This window comes from Pantoea dispersa, assembly GCF_035783935.1.
Classification (GTDB): domain Bacteria; phylum Pseudomonadota; class Gammaproteobacteria; order Enterobacterales; family Enterobacteriaceae; genus Pantoea; species Pantoea dispersa_C.
The window spans coordinates 130,248-150,271 of record NZ_JALKOV010000005.1; the positions used below are offsets into that span (position 1 = coordinate 130,248).

The 20,024-nt window shown below is 57.3% G+C and carries 17 protein-coding genes; 10 read left to right on the top strand and 7 right to left on the bottom strand.

What is annotated here, in order from left to right:
• Positions 1–71 precede the first annotated feature (71 nt).
• Positions 72–2,399, top strand: coding sequence for an Ig-like domain-containing protein (locus MXF20_RS11925; protein ID WP_325969546.1), 2,328 nt, complete (start codon positions 72–74; stop codon positions 2,397–2,399).
• A gap of 113 nt (positions 2,400–2,512) precedes the next feature.
• On the opposite strand, the gene exbD is transcribed toward MXF20_RS11925, so the two are convergent.
• Both exbD and exbB read right to left on the bottom strand, forming a co-directional pair.
• A complete protein-coding gene (gene exbD, locus MXF20_RS11930; RefSeq protein WP_021509588.1) occupies positions 2,513–2,935 on the bottom strand; it encodes a TonB system transport protein ExbD in 423 nt (140 codons plus the stop codon).
• 5 nt (positions 2,936–2,940) lie between these two features.
• On the bottom strand, positions 2,941–3,669 hold the full coding sequence (gene exbB / locus MXF20_RS11935; protein ID WP_031280126.1) for a tol-pal system-associated acyl-CoA thioesterase: 729 nt from the start codon (positions 3,667–3,669) through the stop codon (positions 2,941–2,943).
• 647 nt (positions 3,670–4,316) lie between these two features.
• Between exbB and metC the strand changes: the two genes are divergently transcribed.
• Together metC and MXF20_RS11945 are read left to right on the top strand one after the other, a co-directional pair.
• Positions 4,317–5,507, top strand: coding sequence for a cystathionine beta-lyase (gene metC, locus MXF20_RS11940; protein ID WP_325969547.1), 1,191 nt, complete (start codon positions 4,317–4,319; stop codon positions 5,505–5,507).
• Between the two features lie 105 nt (positions 5,508–5,612).
• Positions 5,613–6,272 carry a DedA family protein gene (locus MXF20_RS11945; RefSeq protein WP_325969548.1) on the top strand — a complete coding sequence of 220 codons (660 nt, stop codon included), beginning with the start codon at positions 5,613–5,615 and terminating at the stop codon, positions 6,270–6,272.
• 21 nt (positions 6,273–6,293) lie between these two features.
• On the opposite strand, the gene MXF20_RS11950 is transcribed toward MXF20_RS11945, so the two are convergent.
• A complete protein-coding gene (locus tag MXF20_RS11950) occupies positions 6,294–7,211 on the bottom strand; it encodes an AraC family transcriptional regulator (protein WP_325969549.1) in 918 nt (305 codons plus the stop codon).
• Positions 7,212–7,416: 205 nt separating this feature from the next.
• On the opposite strand from MXF20_RS11950, the gene dkgA reads away from it, so the two are divergent.
• Positions 7,417–8,244, top strand: coding sequence for a 2,5-didehydrogluconate reductase DkgA (gene dkgA, locus MXF20_RS11955; RefSeq protein WP_325969550.1), 828 nt, complete (start codon positions 7,417–7,419; stop codon positions 8,242–8,244).
• Between the two features lie 300 nt (positions 8,245–8,544).
• Here dkgA and ftsP read toward each other — a convergent pair whose 3' ends face one another.
• From ftsP to parC, 3 genes are all read right to left on the bottom strand, one after another.
• Positions 8,545–9,972 carry a cell division protein FtsP gene (gene ftsP / locus MXF20_RS11960; RefSeq protein ID WP_325969551.1) on the bottom strand — a complete coding sequence of 476 codons (1,428 nt, stop codon included), beginning with the start codon at positions 9,970–9,972 and terminating at the stop codon, positions 8,545–8,547.
• A gap of 229 nt (positions 9,973–10,201) precedes the next feature.
• On the bottom strand, positions 10,202–10,939 hold the full coding sequence (locus MXF20_RS11965) for a 1-acylglycerol-3-phosphate O-acyltransferase (RefSeq protein WP_325969552.1): 738 nt from the start codon (positions 10,937–10,939) through the stop codon (positions 10,202–10,204).
• Positions 10,940–10,977: 38 nt separating this feature from the next.
• Positions 10,978–13,251, bottom strand: coding sequence for a DNA topoisomerase IV subunit A (parC, locus tag MXF20_RS11970; protein ID WP_325969553.1), 2,274 nt, complete (start codon positions 13,249–13,251; stop codon positions 10,978–10,980).
• A gap of 410 nt (positions 13,252–13,661) precedes the next feature.
• Between parC and MXF20_RS11975 the strand changes: the two genes are divergently transcribed.
• The 6 genes from MXF20_RS11975 (at position 13,662) to MXF20_RS12000 (ending at position 18,983) form a co-directional block, all read left to right on the top strand.
• Positions 13,662–15,221 (top strand): BglG family transcription antiterminator, encoded by a 1,560-nt coding sequence (locus tag MXF20_RS11975; RefSeq protein WP_325969555.1) that lies wholly within the window; start codon positions 13,662–13,664, stop codon positions 15,219–15,221.
• 17 nt (positions 15,222–15,238) lie between these two features.
• Positions 15,239–15,709, top strand: a complete 471-nt coding sequence (locus tag MXF20_RS11980; RefSeq protein WP_283342638.1) for a PTS sugar transporter subunit IIA — start codon at positions 15,239–15,241, stop codon at positions 15,707–15,709.
• Positions 15,710–15,732: 23 nt separating this feature from the next.
• Positions 15,733–16,047, top strand: a complete 315-nt coding sequence (locus tag MXF20_RS11985) for a PTS fructose transporter subunit IIB (protein ID WP_325969556.1) — start codon at positions 15,733–15,735, stop codon at positions 16,045–16,047.
• 11 nt (positions 16,048–16,058) lie between these two features.
• Positions 16,059–17,150, top strand: coding sequence for a PTS fructose transporter subunit IIC (locus MXF20_RS11990; protein ID WP_058771377.1), 1,092 nt, complete (start codon positions 16,059–16,061; stop codon positions 17,148–17,150).
• A gap of 9 nt (positions 17,151–17,159) precedes the next feature.
• The gene (locus MXF20_RS11995; RefSeq protein ID WP_325969557.1) at positions 17,160–18,011 is read left to right on the top strand and encodes a class II fructose-bisphosphate aldolase; all 852 of its coding nucleotides are present in this window, start codon (positions 17,160–17,162) and stop codon (positions 18,009–18,011) included.
• Positions 18,012–18,119: 108 nt separating this feature from the next.
• Positions 18,120–18,983, top strand: a complete 864-nt coding sequence (locus tag MXF20_RS12000; protein ID WP_021509600.1) for a ketose-bisphosphate aldolase — start codon at positions 18,120–18,122, stop codon at positions 18,981–18,983.
• Between the two features lie 169 nt (positions 18,984–19,152).
• On the opposite strand, the gene MXF20_RS12005 is transcribed toward MXF20_RS12000, so the two are convergent.
• Positions 19,153–19,917 carry a transporter substrate-binding domain-containing protein gene (locus tag MXF20_RS12005; protein WP_325969558.1) on the bottom strand — a complete coding sequence of 255 codons (765 nt, stop codon included), beginning with the start codon at positions 19,915–19,917 and terminating at the stop codon, positions 19,153–19,155.
• Positions 19,918–20,024 lie beyond the last annotated feature (107 nt).

Here is a 20,024-nt window from a genome sequence, read left to right on the forward strand (position 1 = left end):
CGCATTCTGTAAAAAGGCGCAGCGGCCCTCGCTGCAATGGACCCGACGAAAAAAACACAGGAATAATCTTCATGGATCTGTTCGATTTTAAAGAGGTGAAGTACCTCGAGCGCGACACCAGTACGCCAACGTTTTCCGGCACCGTACCGTCAGAAATTGGTAAAGGCGGTCAGATGCTGATTACCGTGGGCGATAAAACGGTCTCGGTAGATATCAACCCCGCCGACGGCAGCTGGAGCTGGACGCCGTCAACGCCGCTTGAGGATGGTCACTACAACATGTCCTTCCAGTCGATTGACAAAGCCGGTAACCCCAGCACGCCCACGCTGCGTACGCTGATTGTCGACACCACGCCGCCGGCAGCGCCGACGCTGCTGAACATGTATGACGATCAGGGCGACATCACCGGCAGCTTCGATTCAGGCAAAATGACCGACGACCGCCGCCCGACCCTGACCGGCATCGCGGAGAAAGGCGTGATTGTTTACCTGAAAGAAGGCGATAAGGTTATCGGCAGCGCGAAAGCGGATGAAAAGACAGGGATGTGGACGATTGAGCCGCTAACTGATCTCACCGACGGTCAGCATGATTTGACGCTGGTGGCGAGTGAGACCTTTGCCGGTAAGCTGCGCGAGGGTGAGCCGTCAGATGAGTTCACCATTATTATTGGTAAAGACGGCGAAGTGCCGGTCGATCCGGGCGGCGTGGCGAAAATTATTGATGCCATCGATAACGTCGGCAGCGTGACCGGTTCACTGAAGAGCGGTGGTATTACCGATGACATCACACCAGAACTGCGCGGTAGTGCGCCGCAAGGCAGCGTGGTGCGTATTCAATATCGTAACGATAAAGGTGAATGGATCGACGGCGGCAACGCGGTGATGAATGGCACCAGCTGGAGCTGGACGCCAGACCCGGCGCTGGGTGCGGGTAACTGGGAGTTCCGCGCCAACGCCGGCAGCGGCTGGACTGACGAATTCAAACTGGATATCGATCTCGCACCGGCGGGGAAAACTGAAATCACCCACGCTTACGATGACTTCGGCCCGTTCACCGGCATGCTCGGCAACGGCGCCATTACCGATGACCGCACGCCAAACCTGCACGGCCGCGCCGAATCTAACAGCGTGGTGTATATCCACTATCGTAACGTACTGGGTGCATGGGAACTGCTGGACAGCGTAACTGCTGGAGCTGATGGTCGCTGGGAGTATGGAACGGATCGTTTACCTGTTGGGATCTATGAGTTTCAGGCTGGATCATCAGTGGGGAATGACGGAAATAGCAAACCTTTTAAATTAAATATTATCTCAGAAAACAATACTCTGCCAATTATTGACGAGGTTTATGATGATGTAGGCTTAAGCACTGGCTTCTTGAAATCAGGTGATAAAACCGATGATACCAGACCACAAATTAAGGGTAGTGCTGAAGCAAATTCAGTTGTGAAACTTGAAATCAGCAATAAGACTACTGAAGAAATCATTACAACAACTATTCTCGTCAATGATAAAGGATACTGGGATTTCACACCCTCCAATGATTTAACAAAAGGGCAATGGGAGATCAAGGTAGGCTCAGAAAATAGCGAAATCTGGAGCAACACTTTCGACTTGAACATCTATGACATAGTTGAAAAGGAAATCATAACAGAAAACTTTTCAGGATTCAAAACGGGGGTTTTTAATGGCCCACTTAAAATCAACGGTGCAAATATCTTATTTGACAAAGGCGTTTATACTGAAATACTTAATAAGCATGGTTCCGTTCACTTAAAAGTTGGAAAAGATAGCTATTACTATAACGGAAAAATTACAATTGAGTTAGATAGTCTGGCGAGTGACGCGTCTCTTCGCTTGCTTGGATTGGATAGCAAGACAACTATTTCCACCTATGATAAATTTGGAAATGTTATTGAAACCATACAGGTAACCCAGGCAGGATGGAAACAATTCTCGTTCAAATCCGCCCAAAACTTCATAAGTAAAATTGTAATTGAAAGCCGCGATGATATTTCCGGGTTGAATATAGATGATATCACCTATACCAAAGTCGATGAAAAGAACTCGATATCATCAAATGATGAAAATAAAGCTTTCCTTCACGATGAGCCTGGCATTATGAATTTAAACGAGGATAGAACCGAAATCACAGTTGAAGACATTTTAAATCATGGCATTGAAAACTTCTTTATTGATGATGCAAAAATTCAATTGATGATTGAAGGTGTGAAAAATAAAACCGTCCTGCTTAAAGATATTTTGCCGGAAAATGAACAAATAACAACCTGGACCGAACAAACCGGCACTATCACCATCGCCGGCACCCAGTATCACGTCTTCAGCCACGGCGACGCAGAGCTGCTGGTACAGGACGGTGTAACGGTGAATCTGGTTTAACCGGATTCAGCACCGCATCGTGTGACATGGCGGCCTGCTCCGGCCGCCACATTAAAAAAGGTCGTCATGAATGACGACCCTACAAATATGGTGCTGGTATTACGCCGGTGAAACTATTTCTTCACCGTCTCCATGCCCATCAAACCAATCTTCAGATAACCCGCTTCACGCAGCTGATCCATCACCGACATCAGCGTTTCATAATCCACTGACTTATCCGCCTGGAAGAAGATGGTAGTCTCTTTGTTGCCTTCAGTTTGCGCAGTGAGCGCGTTCACCAGCGTCTCTTTGGTCACTGCATCGTTACCGATGTAGATCTGCTTATCCGCTTTGATCGACAGATAAACCGGCTTCTCCGGACGCGGCTGCGGCGCGCTGGTTGAGGCAGGCAGATTGACGCGTACATCCACCGTCGCGAGCGGCGCGGCGACCATAAAAATGATCAGCAGAACCAGCATGACATCGATAAACGGCGTCACGTTGATTTCGTGCATTTCGCCATCGCCGACCGCATCATCGTTTAAACGCATCGCCATAATACTTACCCTACGCGCAGTTTCTGGGCCGCCGCCGGACGGTTAACTTCTTTTGCGGTATCGACGTTGCCGAGGTCCAGATCGCGGCTTTGCAGCAGCAGTACCTGCGCCGCCACGTCGCCCAGCGAGGCTTTGTAGCTGGCAATCATGCGGGCAAACACGTTGTAGATCACCACCGCAGGGATTGCTGCCACCAGGCCGATTGCCGTTGCCAGCAGCGCTTCCGCGATGCCCGGTGCCACCACCGCGAGGTTGGTGGTCTGGGTTTTCGCGATGCCGATAAAGCTGTTCATGATGCCCCAGACGGTGCCGAACAGACCGATAAACGGCGCGACGGAGCCAATGGTGGCGAGGAAGCCGTTGCCACGACCAGCGTGACGGCTGAAGCCTGCGACGCGGCGTTCGAGGCGGAAGCTGGTGCGTTCTTTGATGCCGTCAAGGTCTTCGCTGCCGGCGGAGAGTTCCAGTTCGTTACGCGTATCCGCGAGCAGCACGGCGCTGTGGCTGTTGGCTTTGAAATTTTCAGCGGCGCGATACGCATCGTTGAGTGAGCGCGCTTCGCCCAGCGCCAGCTGTTCACGCTTCAGGCGACGTTTCGCTCCGCTCAGCTCCGCGTATTTGCCGAAGAAAATCGCCCAGGTGACAACGGAGGCCAGCAACAGGCCGATCATCACAATTTTTACCACGATATCGGCATGCTGATACATGCCCCAAACGGAGAGGTCCGTTTGCATCAAGTCACTGGCTACCACGCTGCGTCTCCAACTTCTGTTGCACCGTTCACGATTGAAACGCGGATCATAGCAAAAAAAACGGCCGAAGTGATAGTAGTTCTCATTACTATTTACAAAGCTGTAAGCCGCTGAATTGATGCGGCGCAATGTTTAGCGCGATAAATCGCGCCGCTACGATCCTATGCGGTGTGCGGCATTGAGCAACAGGCACGGTTGCGCGATGAATCGCGCCGCTACGGTTGGGTGCGGTGTGCGGTATTGAGCATCAGGCACCATCGCGCGATGAATCGCGCCGCTACGGTTGGGTGCGGTCTGCGGAATGGAGCAACAGGCACCATCGCGCGATAAATCGCGCCGCTACGGTTGGGTGCGGTCTGCGGAATGGAGCAACAGGCACCATCGCGCGATAAATCGCGCCGCTACGGTTGGGTGCGGTTTGCGGAATGGAGCAACTGGCGCGGACGAACATCCCGCACCTGTCGTAGCGGCGCAATTTATTGCGCTTTTCCGCCGCGTAATAAAAGCCACAATCAGCCTCTTTCCGCGATTGTGCTGGCGTCACTCTGATATTCGGCAAACGGGCTCAACCCCGCGCCGCGATTCGTGGTAAGTTGAATGCTTTGTGAGACGTGTCAGGAAAGGCAGTGATGGCAACGAAAAAGATTGATACCCGGCTGGTCACCGCGGGACGCAGCAAACGTTACACTCAGGGCTCGGTTAACAGCGTCATTCAGCGCGCTTCCTCACTGGTTTTTGATTCCGTCGCGGACAAACAACGCGCCACCGCCGGACGCGCCAGCGGCGAACTGTTTTATGGCCGGCGCGGCACCCTCACCCATTTCTCGCTGCAGGATGCGATGACCGAACTGGAAGGCGGTGCCGGCTGCGTGCTCTACCCGTGCGGTGCAGCGGCAGTCGCTAATGCCATTCTGGCGTTTGTCGCCAGCGGCGATCACATTCTGGTGAGCGGCGCGGTATACGAACCCACGCAGGATTTCTGCACCAAAATTCTCGCGAAGCTCAACGTCACCACCACCTGGTTCGATCACTGCATCGGCAGTGAAATCGGCGAACTGGTACAGCCGAACACCCGCGTGGTGTTTCTGGAATCACCGGCCTCGATCACCATGGAAGTGCAGGATATCCCGGCGATTGTCGCGGCGGTACGCGCCAAAGCGCCAGACGCGGTGATCATGATCGATAATACCTGGGCGGCGGGCGTGTTGTTTAACGCGCTGGAGCATGGCATCGACATTTCGATTCAGGCCGGCACCAAATACATTATCGGCCACAGCGATGCGATGATCGGTACTGCGGTGGCCAATGAACGCTGCTGGGCGCAGCTGCGCGAAAACTCCTACCTGATGGGTCAGATGGTGGATGCGGACACCGCGTACATGGCCAGCCGCGGCCTGCGTACGCTGGCTACGCGTCTGCGTCAGCACGAAGAGAGCGGCCTGCGCGTGGCCGAGTGGCTGGCGGCACAGCCGGAAGTGGCGCGCGTCAACCATCCGGCGCTGGCGCAGTGCAAGGGCCATGAGTTCTGGCGGCGCGACTTCAGCGGCAGCAGCGGACTGTTCTCGTTTATCCTGCACGAAAAACTGACGCCGGCGCAGCTGGCAAATTATCTCGATCGCTTCCACCATTTCAGTATGGCCTATTCGTGGGGCGGCTATGAATCACTGATTCTGGCCAACCAGCCGGAAGAGCTGGCGGCGATTCGTCCGGCGGGCGGCGTGGATTTTGACGGCACGCTGGTGCGTCTGCATATCGGTCTCGAGCATGTCGACGATCTGCTGGATGACCTGAAAGCCGGCTTTGCCCGTCTGAACGCGTAAAAAGATAAACCAAACTTAAACCATCCGACGCGGCGTAGCGGAGATCAACGATTACCCTGCGCCGGACGGTTAAAATAGAAGCCTTGTGACTCGACGGGATAGCAGATGGGTGTTTTACATGAGATTGTCCAGGCGCTGTGGCATCAGGATTTTGCCGCGCTGGCCAATCCGGATGTGGTGTGGGTTGTCTACGGCGTGATGTTCCTGACGCTGTTCCTGGAAAACGGTTTGCTGCCTGCCTCGTTCCTGCCAGGCGACAGCCTGCTGCTGCTGGCGGGCGCGATGATCGCCAAAGGCGTGATGGATTTCGTGCCCACCATGGTGATCCTGACCACCGCCGCCAGCCTTGGCTGCTGGCTGAGCTATCTGCAGGGGCGCTGGCTCGGCAACACCAAAATAGTCAAAAGCTGGCTGATGCACCTGCCGGCTCAGTATCATCAGCGCGCCTGGCACCTGTTCAACCGCCACGGCCTGATGGCGCTGCTGGTTGGCCGCTTCCTGGCGTTTGTACGCACGCTGCTGCCCACCATGGCGGGCATTTCCGGTTTGCAGAACGGGCGTTTTCAGTTCTTTAACTGGCTGAGCGGCGCGCTGTGGGTCGGAATTGTGGTGGCGATGGGTTACGGCATCAGCCAGGTGCCGTTTATCAAGCGTCACGAAGACCAGGTGATGGCGATTCTGATGGTGCTGCCTATTGTGCTGCTGTTTATCGGCCTCGGCGGCAGCATCGTGGTGATCTGGAAAAAACGGCGCCAGAAAGCCTGACCCTCTAAAAGCGCCGCCGTTTCAGGCGGCGTCAACCGGCTGAAGCTGCACCGTCTGACGCGCGCGGCTCGCCTCCTCTCCCGGCGTCACGCCAAAGTACCGCTTAAACTCCCGCGAAAACTGGGACGGGCTTTCATAGCCAACGCGCACGGCAGCAGCACTGGCTTTCAGCCCATCCTGCAACATCATTAGCCGCGCCTGATGCAGACGGTAACGCTTGAGATACTGCAGCGGCGACGTCTGCGTCACCGCCTTAAAGTTGTGGTGAAACGCCGAGACACTCATATTGACCTCCGACGCCAGCATTTCCACGCTCAGGCTTTCGGCAAAGTGGTTCTCGATGCGGCGCAGCGCGCGGGCAATCTGGCTGAACTGCGTCTGGCGATTCACCAGCGACAGCAGCGCGCCGCCAATCGGTCCGGTCAGTACGTAATAGATGATTTCACGCACCAATTGCGGGCCGAGCACGCGCGCATCACGCGGTTTATCCATTACATCCAGCAGCCGTTCCGCGGCGCACAGCATTTCCTCGCTGAGAAACGCCGAATGAATGCCGGAGGTGAGCGGCTGCGGCTGAAACTGCGCGTCATCGCCGATGCTTAACAGCAGATCCTGCAAACCGGACGGATCGACGTTGAGGCTCATGCCGGCCAGCGGCTGCTGCGGCGTGGCGTCGGTTTCGCACTCTACCGGCAGCGGCACGGTGAGCATCAGATATTTGGTGGCGTCGTAGTGAAACACGGTGCTGCCGAGGTAGCCGGTTTTGCGCCCCTGAAACAGGATTACGATGCCCGCCGGATACAACATCGGCGTGCGCGGCAGCGGTTCCTCTGCGTAGATCAACCGTACGTTTTCCACCGCACACAGCGGCTTTTGTGGCTGGCGCATCAGCGTGATCACGCGCTGCGCCAGCTGGCGGCAAAGGGCATCGTTCGGCATGGCACTCTCTCGGGCAGCAAAAAACGCAGTGTGCCGCATCGCTGCATAAAGCTCCAGATAGCTGGAGGATCAGGCAAGATTTTTGCAGGATTGCACCGGGCGAAAGTGCCGTTCGGTTGCCACAATGATCCCCAGGTCAGGTTTGTTGACTAGACTTAAGCACATCGTTTCTACGGTAAGTCACTGCAACCGATAAGGAGTCACTATGGCAGAGCAACCCCGGATTAAATTGCACGACGGCAACATGATGCCGCAACTCGGCCTTGGCGTCTGGCAGGCCAGTATTGATGAAGCGCGCAACGCGGTGCTGGAAGCGCTGAAGGTCGGCTATCGCTCCATCGATACCGCTGCCGCCTATAAAAACGAAGAGGCGATTGGCCAGGCGCTGCAGGAAACCGACGTGGCGCGCGACGAGATCTTTATCACCACCAAACTGTGGAATGATGACCAGCAGAACGTTGAACAGGCGATGGAGACCAGCCTGAAGAAGCTGCAGCTGGAGCAGGTGGATCTCTATCTGATGCACTGGCCGTGCCCGCAGAAAGATCATTATGTTGATGCATGGAAGAAAATGGTGGAACTGCAGCAGCAGGGCCTGACCAAAAGCATCGGCGTGTGTAACTTCCACGAAGCGCACCTCAAGCGGCTGATCGACGAAACCGGCGTGTCGCCGGTGGTGAATCAGATCGAACTGCATCCGATGCTGCAGCAGCGCACGCTGCATGCCTGGAATGCGCTGCATCAGATTCAGACCGAGTCGTGGAGCCCGCTGGCGCAGGGCGGCGAAGGCGTGTTTGATCAGGAGATCATTCGCGAGCTGGCGAAGAAGTACAGCAAGACGCCGGCGCAGATTGTGATTCGCTGGCATCTGGACAGCGGCCTGGTGGTGATTCCGAAATCGGTGACACCGGCGCGCATTCAGGAGAACTTCCAGGTGTTTGATTTCCGGCTGGATAAGTCGGAGGTGAGCGAGATCGCGAAGCTGGATAAAGGCAAGCGGCTGGGGCCCAATCCGGAAGAGTTTAATGGATGAACGGGTGAATGGGTGCGGTTTGCCCCCTCACCCCGGCCCTCTCCCGCACGCGGGAGAGGGAGATTTCCCGGCCAATCTGAAGCGGTGTGCCAATGGGTAACACTGCGCAACCAGCCCCCTCACCCCGGCCCTCTCCCGCGCGCGGGAGAGGGAGATGTCCGGGCGAGACTGAAACAATGAAATGTCTTTAAAAGCCCTTTAAACCAAGGGTTTAAGTGGATTTCTCAATTTATAATTCGCTCAAAACGGTTCCCTCTCCCGCTGGCGGGAGAGGGTTAGGGTGAGGGAAAGAAACGCACCTCACCCAACCGGATTCACCACCATCTGCCCTGCCGTGCCGCGATCGGCGAGCTCCAGCGTCTGGCTGTAATAGACAAACGGGAAATGCTCTGACGAACTCTGTGGGAAGCTCACCAGCAATTCGACATCACCGTCTACCCACACCGTGTCTTTCCAGCCGCGATCTTCTCCCATCGACTGCGCACCGTTGACGCTCTTGATCAGGAACATCACGCCCTGAATATGCAGCGACTGCGGACGGTCGGCGTGGATGATCCAGCGCTCAAAGCTGCCCTGCTGCACCGTGGTATCGATGCGGTTCATGTCCCACAACACACCGTTAATGCCCGGCGTGCCGTCGCCGAGGCGGAATTCACGCGTGCGCACTGCTACGCCATCCAGAATCTGATCCGCCAGCAGGCGCATTGGCAGGTTATCCGTGACCAGCGGCAGCAGGCCGGTCGGGCGCAGCGTCAGCACCAGCGTATTGGTCAGAATCGATGAGGGCTCAAACAGCCCGCGCAGACGATCCATAATGCCTGCCGCCGTGCCTGCGGTGATCGACACTTCATCGCCCTGCGACATGTCCACCAGCACTTCGCGACGTTCACCCGGCGCGAGCGACAGTGTCTGCACCGCCACCGGCGCGGGCAGGAAGCCCTGATCGCTGGCGATCACCGTAAACGGCCGGTTATCACTAAAGCTGAGATCGAAACGGCGCGCGTTGGCGGCATTGAGCAGGCGCAAACGCACCCAGCCGCGCGACACTTCCACATATGGGTTTTGCACACCGTTAACCAGCAGCGTATCGCCAAGAAAACCGCCGTCCGACGGTGGGTTATAAACCGGCGTGGCAAAGTTATCGAGGCGCTTGTCCTGAATAATCAGCGGGAAATCATCGACGCCGTAATGCTTCGGCAGCGGCAGCGCTTTGCTGATGTCGTCTTCGATTAGCCACATGCCCGCCAGGCCGTTGTAGACGTGCGGCGCCATACGATTTGGCGTGTTGGCGTGATACCACAATGTGGCCGCGCCCTGACGAATCGGCAGCACCGGTGCCCAGTCAACGCCGGCGGACATCATGCGCGGCGCACCGCCCATCAGCGCGCCCGGCACCTGCAAACCACTGACAGTCATCGCCACCGGTTCATTGAGGCGGTTGCTGTAGATCAGTTTGACATCGTCACCGCTGTAAACGCGCACCGTCGGGCCAAGATACAGACCGTTAATGCCCCACACCGGCACTTTGTTACTGTTGCCGGCAAAAGACCAGTGGCTGCGCTGTAGCGTGAGAAACAACGGCTGACCGCGGCGTGATTCGATGAGCGGCGGGACCGGTAAAGGCACATCGCCCAATGGCGCGGCGGCGCGGGCGGCATAAGGCATAGCGCTGGTCGCCAGCGCCATACCGGCAGAAAGCTGAATAAACTGACGTCTGCTGCAAGACATAAAACTTCAGACCTTTTGAGCGTGGCGCGAGGACGCCGTGTCCATGTTGTTATTTTTAATCGTGTTGTGAAGCGCCCGACAGGCGCGGCTGTGTGTTCGGGTCAGGTCAATGCGCATCCGCGACCCGGTGCGCATGAATGCGCACCCTACAAATGGCGGGATCCGCAACAAATCAATGCACCCGACAGATCGAGCCATAGCGCGCTGCGGGTGCGCCATTTTTTGCCGGCTAGATTTTACCGTTTTTTTCGCGTTCGGCGACTTCGGCGTTTAACTCTTCCAGCTTAGCAGACATTATTTCACGGCAGTGGGTCGCCAGTTTACGCACCGAGGTGGTTTCAAACTGCGTGGTATCCACCGGCGGCAGCATTTCCACAATCACTAAGCCATTGTTCCAGCGATTCAGTTTGATTTTGCCGTGGGTGTTAGAGACCACCACCGGGATGATCGGCACGCCCGCCGCCACCGCCGCATGGAACGCGCCGGTCTTGAACGGCAGCAGACCGCGTCCGCGGCTGCGCGTCCCTTCCGGGAACATCCAGAAGGAAATTTTCTTCTTTTTAAACTGCGCCACCAGCTCGCCGATGGTGCCGTGCGCTTTGGCGCGGTTATCGCGGTCAATCAGCAGGTTACCGGTCAGCCAGTAAAGCTGGCCGAAGAACGGGATCCACAGCAGGCTTTTCTTGCCCACCGTGACCGTGGTCGGCTGCACGATATTGGCGGCGGTAATCATGTCGTAGTTGTTCTGATGGTTAGCGATGTAAATCGCGTTGCCGTAGCTTTCGGCATCCGCCGGTTTACGCAGTTCGACTTTGACGCCAAACACCGTCGACAGACGACCAAACATGTGACCAAAGGTCGCCACGTGGCGCGGATTACGCGGTGAAAACAGACACCAGATGCTGCCAAATATACAAACCAGAATCGAATAAATCACAACGATCAACGTGCGTAAAATTAGTAACATAGCTTCCTCAAATGTGGCAGTCCTTCGCCTTTTCAGTCTTACTCTTCGCTATTCGCGTCACTTTTTGGCCGCGCTGGCGCATTCACTTCCACACTATCGATCCGCTGCAGTCCGCGCGATACGCTACCGCGACGGCCGCGCTCAGCACGCACTTTCTGCAGATCTTCATCACGCATGATCAGCTTACGCTTGCCGACATAGATAGTGATGGAACTGCCCGGCGGCAGAATCAGCAGCCACTGCAGCTTGTCCACGCCCGCGGCGGCGTCCGCGGACGGAATCGAGATGATCTTGTTGCCCTTGCCTTTCGACATCTGCGGCAGATCGGCCACCGGGAACATCAGCATACGGCCGGCCTGAGTGATGGCCAACAGCATGTCGTCGCCAGAGTGCACCGCCAGCGGCGTCATCACTTTGGCGTTTTCCGGCAGCGTCAGCAGCGCTTTACCGGCACGGTTGCGCGACACCAGATCGGCAAAGGTACAGATAAAACCGTAGCCGGCGTCGGAGGCCATCAGCAGCTTCTGATCGTCCGCTTCCATCAGCACCTGCTCAATCACCGCGCCCGGCGGTGGCGTCAGCTTGCCGGTGAGCGGCTCGCCCTGCCCGCGCGCCGACGGCAGCGAGGTGGGATCCAGTGTATAGCTGCGGCCGGTGGAGTCGATAAACGCCACCGGCTGGTTGCTCTTGCCGCGCGCGGCGGCACGGTAGCTGTCGCCGGCTTTGTAGCTTAATCCTGCCGGATCGATATCGTGACCTTTGGCGCTGCGCACCCAGCCCATCTGCGAAAGAACAATGGTGACCGGCTCAGCGCTCACCAGCTCGTTCTCGCTCAGCGCTTTCGCTTCTTCACGTTCATGCAGCGGCGAGCGGCGATCGTCGCCGTAGGTCTGACTATCCGCCTGCAGCTCTTTCTTCAGCAGGTTACTCATTTTGCGATCTGAGGCGAGGATCGCCTGCAGCTGATCGCGCTCTTTCTCCAGCTCGGCCTGTTCACCGCGAATCTTCATCTCTTCCAGTTTGGCGAGATGGCGCAGTTTCAGCTCCAGAATCGCTTCGGCCTGGGTTTCGCTGATGTCAAAGCGCGACATCAGTACCGGCTTCGGCTCATCCTCGCTGCGGATGATGTGAATCACCTCATCAATATTGAGGAACGCCACCAGCAAACCTTCAAGGATATGCAGACGACGCAGCACGCGTTCCAGGCGATGATTGAGGCGGCGCGTCACGGTATCGCGGCGGTACACCAGCCATTCCGACAGGATCTCCAGCAGGTTTTTCACCGCCGGACGGTTATCCAGGCCGATCATGTTGAGGTTAACGCGGTAGCTCTTTTCCAGATCGGTGGTGGCAAACAGGTGGTTCATTACCTGATCGAGATCCACACGGTTGGAGCGCGGCACAATCACCAGCCGCGTTGGATTTTCGTGATCCGATTCGTCGCGCAGATCTTCCACCATCGGCAGCTTTTTATTGCGCATCTGGCTGGCGATCTGTTCCAGCACGCGTGCGCCGGATACCTGGTGCGGCAGCGCGGTGATCACCACCTCGCCGTCCTCTTTTTTCCACACCGCACGCTGGCGGATCGAACCGCGACCGTTCTGGTAGATCTTACGGATCTCGTCGCGCGGCGTGATGATCTCGGCTTCGGTCGGGAAGTCCGGCCCCTGCACGATCTCCAGCAGCTCATCCAGCGTGGTGTTGGGCTTGTCGATCAGGCGTACGGCGGCTTCGGCCACTTCGCGCAGGTTGTGCGGCGGAATGTCGGTTGCCATACCCACGGCGATGCCGGTGGTGCCGTTAAGCAGGATGTTGGGCAGGCGCGCCGGCAGCATTTTCGGCTCCTGCAGCGTGCCGTCGAAGTTCGGAATGTAATCCACCGTGCCCTGTCCCAGCTCGCTGAGCAGCACTTCGGCATATTTCGACAGGCGCGATTCGGTGTAACGCATCGCCGCGAAGGATTTCGGATCGTCCGGTGCACCCCAGTTGCCCTGACCATCCACCAGCGGATAGCGGTAGGAGAACGGCTGCGCCATCAGCACCATCGCTTCGTAACAGGCGCTATCGCCGTGCGGATGGTATTTACCCAGTACGTCACCGACGGTACGCGCCGATTTCTTGAATTTGGCGCTGGCGTTGAGCCCCAGCTCCGACATGGCATACACAATGCGGCGCTGTACCGGCTTGAGACCGTCACCGATGTACGGCAGCGCACGGTCCATGATCACGTACATGGAGTAGTTCAGGTACGCGTTTTCAGTAAACTTGTGCAGGGCAAGACGCTCTGCGCCATCCTGTGTCATTTCACTCATTAAGCTGGCATCCTCACTTCGTGGCCCGCAACGGCGAGTCATCCTGCGGTCATTTGGCGAGGATAGTACCTTATTCGCGGGATTTAGTCACAGGGAAGCCGTTGTCGGTAACGAGAATCACCCGGCGTTAAATAACGTGACGCCGGTTGGGAAAATAAAAAGGTTTGCGAGCATCATCACACTTATTTCGCGCCTTATTGTGTGAGCAAACTCGCATTTAATTCCCCTTCACCGCGGTGTATTAATACTGTCCGCCTGACGGGACAACATTTAGTATTGTTGCTGCCGCCATCCTTTCCTAAATTCATACTCCATAAGACACACCTTTTTTACGCGACGGCTTGCGGGCATTGAAATAAATACCACGAGGAACATTCCCAATAAGTTTGACCAAAATAAAGGGTGACCGAATGCAAATACTGACTTCGCGACAACACCGATTAGTGAAATGGCTGTTACAACAGGCAGCGCCGCAGCCGATTGGTCAGCTGGCGTTACAGCTCGGCGTCTCCGGGAAAACCATTCAGCGTGACCTGCAGTGGCTGGAGAACTGGCTCAGCCACTGGGCGCTGACGCTGGAGAAGATCCCCGGCCGCGGCGTGCGGTTGCGGGTCGACGATATGCAGCAGCGATTGCAGCTGGAGCAGCAGCTAACCGGCGACGAGGCCGGCGACGCGCTCAGCCACAACAGCCGGCGGGTAAAAATCGCCTCCCAGCTACTGAGCGATGCGCCGCGCGTGACCTCCATCAGCAAGCTGTCCGAGCGCTACTTTATCAGCCACGCCTCGATTGTGAATGACCTGAAAGTGATTGAAGAGTGGCTGCAGCCGCTGGGGTTAACGCTGCAGCGCGGCCCGGGCGGCACGCACATTGAGGGCAACGAGCAGGCGCTGCGTCAGGCGATGGTGTCGCTGATCAACGATGTGATGCAGCAACAGGTCGCCGGCACGCCGCTGCTGCCGCGGCTCGATCCCGGCAGCCAGCAGGCGCTGGTGCACTATTTTGGCTCAGAAGATGTGGCCTTTGTACAGGCGCTGCTGCAGCAGATGGAGCAGCAGCTGAGTTATCCGCTGGGCGATGCCTGGTATCTCAATCTGTGCACGCACATCCTGATCATGATGCACCGCATGGCGCAGGGTAACGCGCTGGCGCTGGAGACGCTGACCACCGCACACGATCTCGATCAGTCGATTCTTACCATTGCCCGGCAGATGGTGGCGCGCATTGAACAGCGCATCGGCTGTGCGCTGCCGGCCGATGAAGTCGGTTTTATTTATCAATATATCGTTTCGTCCGGCATTGTGGTGGAAGAGCGTGGCGATCAGATCGCGCTGCATAATCAATTTTCCACTGCCGAGTCGGTTAAAATAACCTGCGAACTGGTCGATCGTTTCTCGGCATTTATTCAGCAGGATTTATCTCAGGACCGTTTATTATTTGACGGTTTACTGGTGCATATAAAACCCTTACTCAACCGACTTAAATATCACATTCATATTCGCAATCCGCTGCTGGATGATATTAAGCAGGAAATGAAAGAGATATTTTCCCTGACGCAACAGGCGATGCAGCTGACCGCACGCACCTTCGCCCTGTCACCGGTGGCCGACGATGAAATTGGTTATCTGTGCGTGCATTTCCAGGCGGCGCTGGAGCGGCAGATCGCCCACAAACGTATCCTGGTGGTGTGCTCCAGCGGCGTCGGCACCTCACACCTGCTCAAGAGCCGCATTTTACGCGCCTTTCCGGACTGGGAGATTGCCGGCGTGGTGTCAGCCAGCAATCAGGCGGCGTTTTGTCAGCACCACGCGGTGGATTTGGTGATCACCACCATTCACCTCGACGCCGGTGCCATTCCGGCCGTGTATGTCAGCGCCTTTTTTAATGATGACGATATCCGGCGGGTCACTGACGCCATGATTGGCAGCCAGCTGCCCAACGGCACGCCCTACGCGTTGGCCGCACACTGATTGAATGAGGAGCAACCATGGACATTTCCCGCATTCTGACGCCGCGCCGCGTTAACCTGGCGCTCAGCGCCACCAGTAAAGAAGAGGCGATCAACGAACTCACCGATCTGCTGGTGAGCGACGGCGCGATCAGCGATCGCGCTGCGTTTATCGCCGATGTCTGGCTGCGTGAAGCGGAAGGCTCGACCGGCTTTGAAAATCATATCGCAATTCCGCACGGCAAATCGTCGGCGGTCAGACAAACCACGCTCGCCATCGGCCGCACCCGGCAGGACATTCCGTGGGAAACGCTGGATGGCAGCCAGGTGCGCTGCATCATCCTGTTCGCCGTGCGGCTGGAAGATCAGAACACCACCCATATTCGCCTGTTGTCGCAGGTGGCCAGCGCGCTGGCCGATGATGAGGTGATAGCCCGACTGCTGGCGGAGAATGACCCCGGCAATATCATCCGGCTGTTTAGTCAGTACGCCGAAACCGACCTCTGTTAACACCCAACACCTTGAGGTGCCACATGAATATCGTCTGTGTAGCGGCCTGCACCGCAGGCATCGCGCATACCTACATTGCGCGCGAAAAACTGATTAAGGGGGCTCACGCGCTGGGCCATACCGTCCACGTTGAAACCCAGGGCACCATCGGCACCGAAACGCCGCTGACGCGTGAGCAGATCGACGCCGCTGATGTGGTGATCCTCGCGGTTGACGTCAAGATCAACGGCGAAGAGCGCTTTCAGGGCAAACCCATCGTGCGAGTGAAAACCGACGTGGTGATCAGGTCACCGGTGAAATTCCTCGAAAAAGTGGCGGATTCACTGGCGCGCGCCTGAGGAGATCGATCATGAGCGATCACAAACGTCAGTACGGCCAGGAGATCAAAGGCCACCTGCTCACCGGCATCTCCTGGATGATCCCGCTGATCGTCGCCGCTGGTATCTGCATCGCGCTCGGCCAGGTGATTGGCGGGCCGGACGTCGGCAAACAGACCGGCAGCATTGCGTGGATGCTGAACCAGATCGGCGGCTGGGGCATGGGGCTGATTGTGCCGCTGATCAGCGCCGCCATCGCCTACTCCATTGCCGATCGTCCCGGCTTTGCGCCCGGCCTGATCGTCGGCTTTATCTGTGGCCAGATCGGCACCGGCTTTATCGGCGGCATTCTGGGCGGTTTCCTCGTCGGCTATACCGTGCTGCTGCTGCGCCGGGTGATCAGGCTGCCGCAGTCGATGCAGGGGCTGATGCCGATCATGGTGCTGCCACTGCTCAGCACCATCATCGCCGGGCTGCTGATGATGACCTTTATCGGCCAGCCGATCGTCTGGCTGCAAAAAACGCTGATTCATCTGCTGGAGTCTATGCAGGGCGGCTCAAAGTTCGTGATGGGCGCCATTCTCGGTGCGATGGCCACCTTCGACTTTGGCGGGCCGATCAATAAGACCATGTCGCTGTTCGCCGACGGCATGCTGGTCGACGGCATTTACGGTCCGGAAGCGGTGAAGTTTGTCGGCTCCATCATTCCGCCGTTCGGCATCACCCTTTCCTATCTGCTGACGCGGCACAAGTACACCAAAGCGGAGAAAGAAGCGCTGAAAGCCGCTTTCCCGATGGGCATCTGCATGATTACCGAAGGTGTGATTCCGATTGCGGCACGCGACCTGCTGCGCGTGGTGGCCAGCTGCGTGGTGGCCTCAGCGCTGGCCGGCGGACTGATTATGGTGTGGGGCGTGGAAGCGCCGGTGCCGCACGGTGGCATGTTCGTGGTGCCACTGTTCACCAAACCGTGGCTGTTCTGCCTGGCGCTCGGCATCGGCACCGTGGTGTGCGGCGTGATGCTGTCACTGATGAAAAAACCGGTCACGCAGCAGGATGAAGAGTTCGATGACGTGGAAGCGCCCGGCGTCCGCGATGAAGAGATCAAATTCACTCTGGAATAAGGAGCCCGCATGTTTGCCATGATGAATGAGCTGATTCAGGCCGCCTTTCAGCACAAGTACGCGGTGCTGGCGATCAACTGCTTCAACCTCGAAACCGCCCGTGCGGCGATTCAGGCGGCGGAACAGCAGCGCGCGCCGCTGATCCTCAACGTGTATCAGGGACACAGCGCGCATTTTCCGCCGGCGGTGGCGGCGCCGCTGGTACAGGCGCTGGCCGCTCAGGCCGCGGTGCCGGTGGCGCTGGCGCTTGACCACGGCAAAGCTTTTCCGCTAATTGCTCAGTCGTTTCGTGCCGGCTTTACCGGGCTGATGATTGACGCATCGGCCGAGCCGCTGGCGGACAATATTCGTCAGACCGCAGCGGTAGTGAAAATGGCGCATACCGCTGGCGTGTGCGTGGAAGGCGAACTGGGGCATATCGCCGATGCGCCCACGTATGAACTGGCCGATGCCGCCGTGAAGATGACGCGGGTAGAAGACGTGCTGCCGTTTATTGAGCAGACCGGCATCGATCTGCTGGCAATTTCAGTCGGTACCGCGCACGGGCTCTATCCGCCGGGCGTAAAGCCGAAGATCGACTTTGAACGGCTGCAGCAGCTGCACGCGGTGACGACGCGACCGCTGGCGCTGCACGGCGGCTCGGGCACCCCGGCGGAAGATATACGCCGCGTCAGCGCCTGTGGCGTCGCCAAGATTAACGTCGGCGCTGCGGTGTTCGACGCCGGTAAGCACGCGGTGCAGCAGGCGCTGCGCCAGCACCCGCAGGCCGAGCTGGCCGATGTGCTGGCGCTGATGGAGTCCGCCTGTCGCGAAGTGGTCATTGAGTATCTGAGCTGGTCAGGGTCGGCGAACCGCTACTGACGTCGCACCCGCCCGCATCGCGGCGCAATCACCACCTTGTTCGTTTTTCCCTCATCGGGTCGGCGCGTGCGCCGGCTCTGGTAAAACTCACGCTAAGGAAACATAAACATGTTGATTTCAATGAAAGAGATGCTGGCCCCGACCCGTGAACATCGCTTCGCCATCGGCGCATTTAACGTCGCTGACAGCTGCTTTATCCGGGCCGTGGTGGAAGAAGCTGAAGCCACCAACACGCCCGCCATTATTTCGATCCATCCGAGCGAACTGGAATTTGTCACCGATGAATTTTTTGGCTACGTGCGCGAACGCACCTTAAAAAGCCGCGTACCGTTTACCATTCACCTCGATCACGGCGCTTCGATTGCCCAGGTGCTGCGCGCTATTCAGTGCGGCTTTACCTCGGTGATGATTGATGGCTCGCTGCTGCCGTACGAAGAGAACGTGGCGCTGACCAAAGAGGTGGTGAAGCTGGCGCACGCGGTGGGCGTGTCGGTGGAGGGCGAACTCGGCACCATCGGCGATACCGGCACCACGGTGGAAGGCGGCGTGAGCAAGGTGATTTACACCGAACCGGCGCAGGCGGAAGATTTTGTGCAGCGCACCGGCGTCGATACGCTGGCGGTAGCGATTGGCACCGCGCACGGCATCTATCCCAAAGATATGAAGCCGGAGCTGCAAATGCACATCCTGAAGGATATTTCCCAGCGCGTAGACATTCCGCTGGTACTGCACGGCGGTTCAGCCAATCCGGATGCGGAGATTGCCGAGGCGGTCACGCTGGGCGTGGGTAAAATTAATATCTCCAGCGACATGAAGTTCGCCTATTTCGCCAGACTGCGCGAGATCCTGGCACGGGAAAGCTGGTGGGATCCGAATGTGATCTACCCGGACGCCATCGCCGCCGCGAAAGCGGTGATCCGCTACAAGATGAACCTGTTTGGCGGATTGGGGAAAGCCGGGTTGTATCGTTGATTTTGCAACACTAAATATTGCCGCTACGGAGGTGCAGGATGTCAGTTGCACATGCCGTAGCGGCACGATTTATCGCGCTGTTCCCACCGCTGCACCGTGGTATTTTGCGCAATAAATTGCGCCGCTACGGGACGGTAACGCCTGTCGCGATACGATTTATCGCTAACGATTACTTCGCCACGCCCAGCCACTGTCTGGCAATCTGCGCATATTCGCCGGTGGCGGTACTGAGGTGCAGCCACTGATCGACATACAGCTTCCAGCTCATATCATCACGCGGAATCATGTAAGCCTTCTCGCCATACTGCATCGGCTGCTGCGGATTAATGGCGCACAGCGATGGATAGTGCTGCTGCTGGAACAGCGCTTCGGAAGCGTCGGTGATCATCACGTCAGCTTTGTTATCCACCAGCTGCTGGAAAATCCCGGTGTTCTCCGCCAGCTGCAGGCTGGCCTTGGGCAGATGACTGTGCACAAACGCTTCATTCGTGCCGCCGGCCGGCTCGATAACCCGCACCTGCGGCTGGTTGATCTGTTCAACCGTCTGGTACTTCGCTTTATCCGCGCAGCGCACCAGCGGAATCTTGCCATCGACGCCCAGCGGCTGGGCGAACCAGGCAATCTGCTGGCGCTTAAGCGTCACCGAAACACCGCCCAGCGCAATGTCACACTGCTTCGCGACAAAATCATCGCTCAGGGTTTTCCACGTGGTCGGCACCCACTGCACCTTTGCGCCGAGACTGGCGGCCAGCGACTGCGCCATGCTGATGTCCAGCCCTTCATACTGGCCGTCGCTGCGCAGAAAGGTGTAAGGCTTGTAATCGCCAGTGGTGCACACCTTCAGTATTTTACTCTGGCGGACCGCATCAAGGTGGGATTGCGCCTGAGCCGCGCCGGCCACCAGCAGTAAAGCACTCAGTATCACTATTTTCATGGTTTGTTCTTTTTTAAGTGGATGTTGGTTAGCGTGCGGATTGTTGCATAACTGACGGCATTATTGCTTTGAGAGCAAAAGTCTTGTGATCAATCACGCATTTTTTT